The following is an 11,259-nucleotide window of genomic DNA, read 5'->3' on the forward strand; positions in this document are numbered from 1 at the left end:
CACGCCCATCTCGAAGTCGTACTGCCGCCGCACGAAGTTGTCGACCACGGCCACCTCGTGGCCCCGGCGGCTCAAGTGCAGCGCCGTCGGCCACCCCAGGTACCCGTCACCGCCCAGAACGAGGATCCGCACGCCCCCACCTTTCGAACATGCTGGGCCGCGTCGGACCAGCCCCCCTGATCACGTCAAGTATCGGATCCCCTCGTCGCATTGCACATCATCACAATTGATGACCGCGATGGGCGAGCACGAACCAGCCGGCCTCCTCGCGGGCGGCGTCCACCACGAGCCCCTCCTCCTCGAACCACGGGGCCAGCTCCCGCCAGACGTAGCGGTGCTCCACCGGGGCGCTCAGGCGGTCGAAGGTGTCGAGGAACAGGCTCCGGTACGACTTGCCCCGGTAGCTCGCCATGGGCAGCCGGGCGAGCGGGCCGATGCCGGCGCGGGCCCCGAGGGCGCCCAGGCGGACGACACCCACGTACAGCAGCGCGGCGATGGGCGCGCTCAGGACCCGCAGCAGCGGGTGCGGGGTCCGCACCGTCACGGCCCGCAGGATGCGTGCCGCCGCCAACGCCACGCGCCGGGCGCCGAAGGTCGACGGGCGGCTGTAGAGGTACACGAGGATCCTGCCCTCGGGTGCGAGCAGGCGGACGAGGTCGCGGAACCCCTGGCGGGGGTCGGCCAGATGGTGCAGGACCCCGAGGCACACCACCAGGTCGAGCCGGCCGGGAGCGATGGGCACGGTGCGCAGGTCGGAGCGGACCACGAGGACGTCGGGGAACGCAGCCAGGTTCCGGGCGGCGGCCTCCACCGCGCTCGATCCGTCGAGGGCGATCAGCCCGTCGAGATGCGGGGCGAGGAACCGCGTGTAGCGTCCCTTGCCGCACCCGGCGTCGAGGCCGACCTTGCCGTGGAGCGACTCGAGATCGAGGTCGCGGAAGTACACCTGCGCGAACTCGGCATCCTCGTCGCGCACGTCGTCGAAGGTGTTCCACTCGTAGCCGAAGCTCTCGAACGTGCGCGCCGTGGTGGCGTCGGGCGGAGTCTCACCCGAGAAGTCGAGGTACCCCCGATCGGCCGGGAACCGGTGACCCTGGGCGCACACCACGGCTGCACCCTCCCCGCCCGGCACCCCGCCGCCCGACACCCCGCCGCCCGGCACACCCTCGAGGCCGGCGCCGCAACGCGGGCAGAGGAAGAGCTCGAGCAGTCGACGCTGAACCACCAGATCCCTCCGCACGCGGCACGCCCGATCACCGCGGGCGCTCACCCTAGCCCGGGGCCGATGCGGCCCCGGGAACCATCGGGGCCGGACGCGGACGACGGGCACGGGCCCGACCGGGCCGGCGGAGTGCAGGCCGCCGGGAAACGCCCTTGTAATGTCCCCGATCGTGCGCATCCTGACGGTGGCCAACCATCTCGGTGCACGCGGCGGCCTCGAGCGGACGCAACTGACCAACTGCAGGGCCCTGGCGGCCCGCGGGCACCGTGTCGACCTCGTCTACGTCAGCGCCGGCGATTTCACCGACGAGTGGCGGCGGTTCACCGGGACCATGGTGCAGACGGGGGGCACCCTCCCCCGCCGCCGTCACCCGCTGTCGTCGACCACGGGGGTCCTCGGCGCCGTGCTGGCCGGGCGCCGGCTGCGCCCCGACGCCGTCTACGTCTACCGCTACTGGGACCTCCCCTACGCCGTGGCCGTCGGCCGGCTCGCCGGCGCCCCGGTGGTGTTCCACCTCTGCCTGCCGCCGCCGCGGGTGGTGCCGCGCTGGCTGCGCCCGAGCCTCGGGCGCGTGGACCGCACGCTGTCGGTGTCTCGCGACACCGCCACGCGCTGGGACGGCACCGGGCTCCGGGCGCAGCGCATGAGCGTCGTGCTCACCGGGATCGACCTTGACCGCTTCGCACCGGCGCCGGCCGACGAACGATCGGCCACGCGCCGGGAGCTCGGTGTCGCCGACGACGCCTTCGTCGTCCTGTACGCGGGGCGCATCGGGCGTGAGAAGGGGGTCGACGTCCTCGTCCGGGCGTTCGCGGCGGTGGCCGGCGCCGAGGCCGGCAGCCACCTCGTGGTGGTCGGGTCGCCGTCGCTCGGCGCCGACCCGGCCGACTCGGCGCGCTACGAGGCGGAGCTGCGCGATCTCGCCGGCGGCCTGTCCGTGTCGTGGCTGGCCGCCCGCCACGACGTGCGGCCCCTCATCCAGGCGGCCGACGTGGCCGTGGTCCCGAGCCTGTGGCCCGAGCCCCTGTCACGGTCGGTGATGGAGCCGCTGGCGTGCGGCGTGCCGGTGGTCGCCACCCGCGTGGGCGGCAACCCCGAGATCCTCACCGGCTGGCTCGCCCCGAACCTCGTGGAACCGGGCGACGCCGCCGACCTGGCCCAGCGTGTCCTGTCGTTGGGCCGCTGGCGCCGGCACGACCCCGGGCTCGGCGCGCGCTGCCGCCGGGAGGCCGAGGCGCGCCTGTCGCTCGGCACCGAGGTCGACGCCATCGAGGCGGCCCTGGGGGAGGCGGCGGCTCAGCGGCCCTCGCGCCGGCGCCGCACCACGTCGGCCAGGGACGCGACGTCGTGAGGGTAGATGCCGTGGTACGGGTGGAACATGCGCCGGCCGTGGGGACGCGTCGCTTCGGCCAGCATCACCGGGAGTCGTACGGGCGTGCGCCACGCGTGCACGAGCATCTGGGCGCGGGTGGCGCCCGAGGTGGCGGGCTCCTCGGGCCACCACGGGCGGAAGCAGGTGTCGGGCACCAGGGGCACCCCGAACACCTGCGCGTAGACGGGGAGCTTGTACTCGAGGAACCCGAGCTCGGGCTGGTCGATACCGGCATAGCGCGCCAGGAACGCCCGCGGCGCCACCAGGCCGATGAACTGGCAGCACAGCGGATCGGTGACGGGGCCGAAACGCGATGCCACGTGGGCCATGAAGGCGTCGTACTCGTGGCGGGCGTCGCCGCGCACCCACTGCCACCAGGCCTCGACCTCGCGCACCGGTCGCACCCCGGAGATGAGCATGTCCCCGTCGGCCATCGGCGGCAGCAGTGCCCGCAGGGGCGACACCACGACCAGATCCCACTGGGCGAGGACCACCGAGTCCCATTCGAGCTGCACGCCGCGCGCCGCGAACCACCGGCTCAACATGACGTCGCCGTTGCGCCACTTCCACTGCTCGTCGCGATCGTCGGGGAACGCCCAGAAGTCGTCGAGGAGCGGGCCGAGCGCGGCGGCGAAGCGCGGCGCATCACCGGCGGGCCCGCCGTAGAGGCCGTAGACCGGGACGCCGGGGTTGCGCCGTCGCAAGAGGCGCAGGCGGTTCCGGCACACCGCGGCATCCCGGTAGAACCAGAAGAGGATGCCGAGCCGCACCGGCCGAGCATATCGGCCACCTCCTCGGAGCCGGCCCGGTGAACACCGAGGCCGCCCCCGTCGTGTGGGCCTACTGGGAGGACGGCCCGCGTGCGCGCCGGCGCCCGGTGTACCTCGACCTGTGCATCGAGACGATCGAGCGCCATGCCGCGCCGCTCGAGCTGCGCCTGCTGGCGCGCGGCGACGCGCGCACGTGGCTGCCCGACCTCGACGTCGAGCGCTGGGAGTCGCTCCCGGCCCCGAACTTCCGCTCCGACTACGCCCGCTCGCGCGTCCTGCAGCGCTACGGCGGCATCTGGATCGACGTCGACACCGTCGCGCTGGCCCCGCTGTCGCAGCTGATCGACGAGCTCGACGACACGGGGATGGTGTGCTTCGGCAGGGAGCTCGGCCGGTTCTTCGGCGGCCTGTGCGCCGCCGCGCCGGACACCGCCTTCGTCGACGCCTGGGTGGAAGGCCAGGACCGTGCCCTGTCGCGGCGGGCCGACTGGGCCGAGCTGCCCTACGCCGCGCTGGCCCAGGACGTCACCTGGGAGATCGCCCGTCGCCTTCCCTGGAAGGCGCTCCCCCTGGCACGCGTGGCGCCCGTGCCGTGGTACGAGTGGCGACGCTTCTTCTCGCGCCTCGAGTCCCCGCGGCGGCTGCTGCAGGGCTCGCCGGTCACGGTGGTGCTGTGGAACGCCGTCATGGCGCCGCACCTGCGCGACCGGACCCGCGAGGAGCTGCTCGCCGACCACATGCTCCTGAGCCGGCTGCTGCGCATCGGACTGGGCCGGTCGGAGGTCGCCGACGAGGAGGACGCCTGGACCGCGCTGCACGCGTTGTCGGCGCTCCGGTTCTCGCTGCCGGGCCAGCGCATCGAGACGGCCCTGCGGCGGGGCCGCGACCGGCGGGGCGGCCCGTGAGCCCCGACGCCGCCGCGCCGGACCTGCGGGTGGAGGCCCTCGTGTCGGGCCGGCTCGTGGCCTCGAGCCGGTTCCGGGTCCTGCAGCACGTCGCGCCGTTGGGCCGCCTGGGCGTCGAGGTGTCGGCCCGGCCACCGAGGATCTCCAAGTACGCGTCGGTCCCCGGCCGTTGGGCCCGGCGCCCGGGGCTGGCCCCCGCGGCACGCCTGGCGCTCCAGGGGGCCAAGCTCGCCACCCGCCTGCCGAGCGCGGCCCGCTCGTGGCGGGCGGACGTCACCTGGCTCGAGCGCGAGGTGCTGCCCGGGCACCAGACGCTCGAGCCCCTGCTCCACCGCCCCGTCCTGTTCGACGTGGACGACGCCATCTGGCTGCTGTCGGCCGGACACGAGCGCGCCGCCCGGGCGGTGGCGGCGCGCGCCGCGTGTGTCCTCGCCGGCAACGACTTCCTCGCCGACTGGTTCGCGGCCGTCGCCCCGGCGGTGGAACGCGTGTGGACGGCGGTCGACACCGACCGCTTCACGCCCGGGCCGCGGCGCGACCGGCCGTTCGTCGCGGGGTGGACCGGCTCGGGATCGAGCCTCCGGTACCTGCGGGCCGTCGCCCCCGCCATCGCCCGCTTCCTGGCCGAGGCGCCCGACGCCCGGCTCGTGGTCATGGCCGACGCCTTCGTCTCGCTCCCGGGGATCCCCGACGACCGCGTCGACCTCGTCCCGTGGAGCCCCGGCCACGAGGCCTCGGCATTGCAGGCCTTCGACGTGGGCCTCATGCCGCTGCTGGGCGGCGACTGGGCCAAGGGCAAGTGCGCGTTCAAGATGCTGCAGTACATGGCGTGCGCGGTGCCCGCCGTGGTGTCGCCCGTGGGCATGAACGCCGAGGTCCTCGCCATGGGCGACGTGGGCCTGCCCGCCACCACGGAGGACGAATGGGTGGAGGCCCTCCTCACCTTGTACCGCGACCGCGACCGCGCCGTGGCACTCGGCCGCCGGGGCCGCGAGCTCGCCGAGCGCTCCTTCTCGGTCCCCGTCATCGCCCCCCAGCTGGCCGCGGCCATGCGCCGCTACCGGTGAGCCCGCTACCGGTGAGCCCGCCACCGGTGAGCCCGCCACCGGTGAGCCCGGCGCCGCTCCCGCCCGTGCACGTCGTCGTCGTGGCCTACGGCGATCCCGACGCACTGGCCGGGTGCCTGGCCGCGCTCGAGGGCGAGCACCCCGTGGTCGTGGTGGACAACTCGTCCTCGCCCGCCACCCGCACCGTGGCGGCGGCGGCCGGCGCCACCTACATCGACCCCGGGGAGAACCTCGGTTTCGCCGCCGCGGTGAACCGCGGGTTCGGGGCCGTGCCCCTCCCCGGGACCGACGTGCTGCTGCTGAACCCCGACGCCGTCATCGAGCCCGAGTCGCTGGCGAGGCTGCGCCACGCGCTGCACGCCGACGGCGCCCTGGCGTGCGTGGCACCGGCCCAGCACCGCCCGGGCTCGGAGCGGCCCTCCCCGGTGTGCTGGCCGTTCCCGACACCGGCGCGGGCGTGGCACGAGGCCCTCGGACTGGGGCGCTTCGCCCGCGCCTGGGGGTACGTGATCGCATCGGTGCTCCTCGTGCGGGGTGATGCGCTCGTGGACGTGGGCGGTCTCGACGAGGGTTTCTTCCTCTACGCCGAGGAGGCGGACTGGGAGCGGCGCGCCACCCGGCGGGGATGGGCCGTGGCGTTGTGCGAGGACGCCTCGGCCACCCATGTCGGGGCGGCCACGGACCCCGACCCCGGGCGGCGCGAGATCCGGTTCCATGCCGGTGTGGAGACCTACGTGCGCAAGTGGCACGGCGCCGCGGGCTGGCGCTCCTACCAGGCGGCCACGGTCCTCACCGCGTTGCGGCGGGCCGCCGTGGCGCGGCGCGCCCGCCGACGGGCGTCGCTGCACCTGGCGCGGCTGTACGCCTCGGGCCCCGCCCGCATCGCCCGGCGCGACGGCCTCATCCCGGCCCGCCCGCACCACGTGCCGTCCCTGACGCCGGCCACCGGTGCCCGGTGACGGCGCCCCGCCCCGCCCGCGTCCTGCTGGTGGACAGCTCGGGGTACGAGGACCTCGGCGGGGCGTCCACCGTGCTGAACGAGGTCATCGGGCGCGTCGATCGCACGCGCTTCGTCCCCGTGCTGGCCTGCCTGTCACCGGGCCGGTGGCCCGAGATCGTGCGGGCCGGGGGCACGGCCGCCTACAGCTTCCCCCGCTCCCGGCTTCGCTCGCCGCGCAACCTCGCCGCGCTGGTGCTGGGCCTGCGCGCCGTGATCCGCCGCGAGCGGATCGACCTCGTCCACGCCAGCGAGAACTCGGCACTGCTGTACGCCGGCCTGGCGGGCCGGCTGACGGGCACCCCGGTGATCTGGCACATCCACTCGCCGCTGCGGCCCCGGGCGCGCTCGGAGCGGGTGGTGGCGCGTGTCCTGCGGCACACACCGCCCGCCCACATCGTGTTCACCTCGCCCGGCGCACGGGAGCGGACGGTGCCGTTCCCCGACATTCCCTGGTCCGTCGTGACCCCGGGTGTGGACGTGGCGGCATGCGCCGGCGGTGACGCCGCGCGGGGCCGCGCCGCCTTCGCGATACCGCCCGACGCGCCGCTGGTGTCGATGTTCGCCCGGATCGAGCCCATGAAGGGCCAGGTCGACTTCGTGGCCTGCCTCGGGCGGCTGACGGCCCGCCATCCGACCGTGGTCGGTGTGATGTGCGGGCCCGCGGACAAGGCGTCGGCCTACTGGCGCAGGATCGAGTCGTTGGCGCGCGACCTCGGGCTCGATGACCGGTTGCTCATCCCCGGCGACGTGCGGCCACCGCGCAAGGACGACGTCGTGGCGGCCTCCGACGTGGTCGTGCACCCGTCGCACGCCGAGTCGTTCGGCCTGGCCGTGCTCGAGGCCATGGCGGCCGGCAAGCCGGTGGTCGCGGCCGCCACCGACGGCCCCCGCCTGTTGATCGAGGACGGGGTGAGCGGGGTCCTGGTGGCGCCGGGCGACGTCGAGGCCCTCAGCGCGGCGGTGGGGCGCCTCCTCGACGACCCGCCGGCGCGCGCCGCCCTCGGCGCCGCCGCGGCGCGCGCCGCCGGGCGCTACGGGGTCGACGACATGGTCCGGCGCTTCGAGGCGCTGTGGGACGACGTGCTCAGCGCCCGCGCCTGACGGCCCGGCCGAGCACCGGGATCCTCCGCCGCCATCGCACGTAGCGCATGTACCGGGCGTAGAGGTCCTCGTAGTCGGCGCGCTGGGCGATGGCGTCGTCCATCCACGCCGGCGGCGCGGCGGCCTCGCACGCGGGCATGGTGGCCTGGGCACCGCGCAGGCGCGTCAAGGTCGCCATGGCCTCCATGAGCACGGGGGGGACCTCGGCGGCCCCGTCGGTGGCGCCTCGCCCCTCCGACACCGTTCCGGCGGCGGCGGCGAGCGCGGCATCGTCGGCCACCACCGGGGCGCGGCCGTCCGCCAACCAGTGGGCCACCCCGGCGACCGTGGCGCGCGGGTCGCCGACGAGGTCCTCGTAGCGCAGGACGTAGGCCTCGTGCCCGGCCAGGGCGCACAGCGCCTCGCGGGTGTAGCGCTCCCACAGGGCGAGGCCGAGGCTGAGCGGGAAGCCCTGGCGCGCCCGCAACGACCGCGCCACCGCCGTCGGCTCGCGCCACAGCAGGACGGTGACGACGGGCGCGGGGAGCAGCCCACGCCACAGCGGCAGCAGCAGGCACAGGCGCGGGTCCTTCCACGCCACCGGGCCGTCGCCGGGGAACGCCCGCCGGGCGGCGGCGGCGGCGGCGGTGGTCACCGCCAGGACCGGCGATGAGCGTTCCCACCCCGCGGGCATTGCCGGCGGGGCGCTCCACGACCCGCCGAGCGCCCCCAGCACGGCGTCGTCGAGGTCCGTGAGGGCACCGCTCTCGTAGTGGACGGGGTTGTCGTACCGGCCCGTCACGAGGTCACCGGGCGCGGGCAGCCCGACGCCGAGCCGGCCGAGGGCGCCCGTGAGCGCGGAGGTCCCACTGCGGTGCATGCCGAGCACGAGCACCCACGGCCCGGACGGGAAACCCCTCTCGACGGAACCGGCCAACGCCCCTCGCACCTCTTCGGCAGTCGCCCACCGACCGCGTGTCGCCGCCTGCCCGCGGCGCGGGCACCGTGACGGCGACCAAACCTATCGGAGCCCGTCAGGCGCCCAGCGCACCCTGTCGGTCGCCCAGCGGACCCCGGCATGCACCTCGATGCCAGTAACCTCGGGCGAGTGCCGCAGGGGGGTCAGGGACACGCCGACACCGCCGCTCCGATCGACCGGTTGGCGGCGGCGGTGCCCGACGGGGCCCGCACGGTCCTGCAGGTGGGCGCCGGCCCGGGCTGGGTGGCGACGGCCCTGAAGCGCCGCCACCCGGCGCCCCTCGTCTACGGCGCCGACGTCCCGGGCGCCGACACGTCGGAGGGTGGCGACGCCCTCGACGACTACTTCCCCGTCGACCCCGAGCTCGACCTTCCGGCTCTGGCGCCCGGGGCCGTCGACGCCGTCGTCTACGCCGACCTGCTGCCGCGCCTGGAGGACCCGACGGCGGTCCTGCGCATGCACCGGCCCCTGCTGTCGCCGTCGGGCGTCGTGGTGTGCGCCGTCCCCAACCTGCAGCACCACAGCATCGTGCGCGCCATCCTCCGGGGCTTCTTCTCGTACCAGCCCGGTGGGCTCCTCGACCCGTCGTTCCGCCGGCTGTTCACCTCGGCGGGCGTCATGCAGCTGCTGCTCGACGCCGGGTACGCGCCCGACACCGTGGGCCGCGTCGAGGACGACGGTGCGGAGGAGCTCGTCACCGCCGGGGCGGCGCTCTTCGAGCTCCTGGGCGTGGGCCCCACCGACGCCGAGCGCGACCTCGGGACGTCGCGACTGGTCGTGCGCGGCGTGCCGCTCCCCGACCCGGGCGACGAGGATGTGCCCATCACGGTGGTGGCATGCGTCAACGACGACGCTCAACTCGGGGCGAACCTGCTGCGATCCCCGTGCCTGCGCGGCGACACGCCCCACGAGGTCCTCCTCTTCCGCGGGTGCGCGACGGCGGCGGAGGGCCTCAACGCCGGGATCGCCCAGGCCGCGAACGAGCTCGTCGTCCTGGTGCACCAGGACGTCTACCTCCCCGAGGGATGGCCGGCACGGCTGGTGGCGCAGTGGCGCCTGGCCGCCGGGCAGGGAGGGCCCGTGGGCATCGGCGGCGTGTTCGGCGTCCTCGACCGGCGCGTGCCGTTCGACGCCATCGGGCGCGTGGTGCACCGGGACCGCCTGCTGTCGCACCGGACCCTGCCGGCCGACGTCGACGGCCTCGACGAGCTGCTCATGGTGGTGCCCCGGGGCACGCCCCTGCGCGTCGACGACTCGCTCGGCTGGCACCTCTACGGCACGGACCTGGCCCTGCAGGCGCAGCGGCTCGGGCTGCGGGTGGTGGTCGTCGACGCGCCGTGCCACCACAACTCGCTCACCGGCCGGGTGCCGTGGACGTACCGTGAGAGCGAGCGCGTGCTGGCCCGCAAGTGGGAGGCGCTCCTCCCCATCCACACGAACCTGTCCTCGATCGGGTCGTGGCTCCTCGACGGGAGCGCCCGGGCCCACCCGCCCGGCGACGGCGACGAGCCCTCGGGCGACGACGTCGTCGTGCCGGGGCAGCCGGCCGCCGTCGCCGAAGCCGTCACGCGGCTCCGGCGCGAACAGGTCGCGCTCAACACCGAGCTCGAGCAGGCCCGCCTGCAGGTGGCGTCCATGCAGGCGAGCCCGTTCTGGCGGGCCCGCGAGGTGTTCGCCGCGCTCCGCCACCGGCTCGTCGGGCGCCGATGAGCTCGTCGCGCACGCTCCTGAGCGTCGTCATGCCGACACACGACCGCGCCCGGGACGTGGCGAGGGCAGCGGCGTCGGTGCTCGCCCAGGACGTGGACGCCCTCGAGCTGGTGGTGGTGGACGACTGCTCCACCGACGACACCCCCGCCGTCCTCGACCGGCTGGCGTCGCAGGACGCCCGGGTGCGCGTGGTGCGAAGCGACCGGTGCCTCGGGCCGTGCGAGGCGCGCAACCGCGGCCTGGCGGTGGCCGAGGGCGACCTGGTGGCGTTCTGCGACGACGACGACGCCTGGTTCCCCGGAGCGGCCCGCGTCCTCGCCGACTACCTCGACGCCAACCCCATGGTGGTGGCGGCGTCTTCGTGGCACGTGGTGCTGCACCCGGCGACGGGCGGGGCGGCGGTCTTCCGCGGCCCGCTCCGGTACGGCAGCGGCCAGCTGCTGTGGCAGAACTTCGTGGCCCTGCCCTTCGCCATGCTCCGCCGACGGGCCCTGTCGTTCGACGTGGCCTTCGACCCCGACCTGCCGACGGGCGAGGACTGGGACCTGTGGCTGCGGTGCTCGTTCGACGGCCCCGTCCGCACGGTCCCCCACGTCGGGTACCTCTACACCCAGCACGGCGGCAGCCGCGTGACGAAGACGCCTGCCGCCCAGGTCACCGGCAGGCGCAATTTCCTGACGAAGCACGGCGCGTCCATGACCCCCGCCTGCCGGCTCTACCACGAAGCCGTCATCGCCGGCTACGAGGACGGCCGCGCCGGCATGCGCCGCCTGCTCACCCCCGGGCGCGGGCGTCGCGCCCGGGACGCCGCGTTCGTCGGCTTCCTCCTGGCCACCGGGTCGGCCGCTGCGCGCGCCGGCCGGCGCCGGCGCGACCCGGGGCTCCAGTCGCGCCTCATGGCCCGGATGGTCGACCGGGGACGGTGACGGTGACGGTGACGCCGGCGCCGTCGTCACGCAGCGGCGGCCGGGGGGCGCAGTGCGGGGTCCGGGGTCCGGGGTCTGGGGTCCGGGGCCTGTTGCCTCACGTCAAAACCTCCGCCAAGGCCGATTCGTTGCCTCACGAAAAACCTCCGCCTACGCCCCGGTGTTGAAGGCCCTGTTCACCCGGGGTTTGACCGGTGCCGGGGCCTTCGAGAGAGCCATGCGCTCGAG

Annotated in this window: 10 protein-coding genes; 7 read left to right on the forward strand and 3 right to left on the reverse strand. The window is 75.3% G+C overall.

Features of this window, described 5'->3' with window-relative positions; genetic code table 11:
* Positions 1-220: 220 nt before the first annotated feature.
* On the reverse strand, positions 221-1,225 hold the full coding sequence (locus VMV22_05995) for a class I SAM-dependent methyltransferase (protein HUY21873.1): 1,005 nt from the start codon (positions 1,223-1,225) through the stop codon (positions 221-223).
* Positions 1,226-1,391: 166 nt separating this feature from the next.
* On the opposite strand from VMV22_05995, the gene VMV22_06000 reads away from it, so the two are divergent.
* Entirely contained in the window at positions 1,392-2,573 is a 1,182-nt protein-coding gene (locus tag VMV22_06000; GenBank protein ID HUY21874.1) for a glycosyltransferase family 4 protein, read from the forward strand.
* Here VMV22_06000 and VMV22_06005 read toward each other — a convergent pair.
* On the reverse strand, positions 2,519-3,364 hold the full coding sequence (locus tag VMV22_06005) for a hypothetical protein (GenBank protein HUY21875.1): 846 nt from the start codon (positions 3,362-3,364) through the stop codon (positions 2,519-2,521). The two genes, VMV22_06000 and VMV22_06005, sit on opposite strands and share 55 nt — an antisense overlap.
* A gap of 38 nt (positions 3,365-3,402) precedes the next feature.
* Between VMV22_06005 and VMV22_06010 the strand changes: the two genes are divergently transcribed.
* From VMV22_06010 to VMV22_06025, 4 genes are read left to right on the forward strand one after another with little or no spacing between them, the layout of a single operon-like run.
* Positions 3,403-4,269, forward strand: coding sequence for a capsular polysaccharide synthesis protein (locus tag VMV22_06010; protein ID HUY21876.1), 867 nt, complete (start codon positions 3,403-3,405; stop codon positions 4,267-4,269).
* Positions 4,266-5,336, forward strand: coding sequence for a glycosyltransferase family 4 protein (locus VMV22_06015; GenBank protein ID HUY21877.1), 1,071 nt, complete (start codon positions 4,266-4,268; stop codon positions 5,334-5,336). The genes VMV22_06010 and VMV22_06015 overlap by 4 nt, the downstream gene beginning before the upstream one ends.
* An 11-nt stretch (positions 5,337-5,347) precedes the next feature.
* On the forward strand, positions 5,348-6,295 hold the full coding sequence (locus tag VMV22_06020; protein ID HUY21878.1) for a glycosyltransferase family 2 protein: 948 nt from the start codon (positions 5,348-5,350) through the stop codon (positions 6,293-6,295).
* Positions 6,292-7,437, forward strand: a complete 1,146-nt coding sequence (locus tag VMV22_06025; protein HUY21879.1) for a glycosyltransferase family 4 protein — start codon at positions 6,292-6,294, stop codon at positions 7,435-7,437. The genes VMV22_06020 and VMV22_06025 overlap by 4 nt, the downstream gene beginning before the upstream one ends.
* Here VMV22_06025 and VMV22_06030 read toward each other — a convergent pair.
* A complete protein-coding gene (locus tag VMV22_06030; protein HUY21880.1) occupies positions 7,421-8,353 on the reverse strand; it encodes a hypothetical protein in 933 nt (310 codons plus the stop codon). The genes VMV22_06025 and VMV22_06030 overlap by 17 nt on opposite strands.
* Before the next feature lie 171 nt (positions 8,354-8,524).
* On the opposite strand from VMV22_06030, the gene VMV22_06035 reads away from it, so the two are divergent.
* Positions 8,525-10,105 carry a methyltransferase domain-containing protein gene (locus VMV22_06035; GenBank protein ID HUY21881.1) on the forward strand — a complete coding sequence of 527 codons (1,581 nt, stop codon included), beginning with the start codon at positions 8,525-8,527 and terminating at the stop codon, positions 10,103-10,105.
* Positions 10,102-11,031 carry a glycosyltransferase family 2 protein gene (locus VMV22_06040; protein ID HUY21882.1) on the forward strand — a complete coding sequence of 310 codons (930 nt, stop codon included), beginning with the start codon at positions 10,102-10,104 and terminating at the stop codon, positions 11,029-11,031. The genes VMV22_06035 and VMV22_06040 overlap by 4 nt, the downstream gene beginning before the upstream one ends.
* Positions 11,032-11,259 lie beyond the last annotated feature (228 nt).

The organism is Acidimicrobiales bacterium, assembly GCA_035531755.1.
GTDB lineage: Bacteria > Actinomycetota > Acidimicrobiia > Acidimicrobiales > UBA8190 > DATKSK01.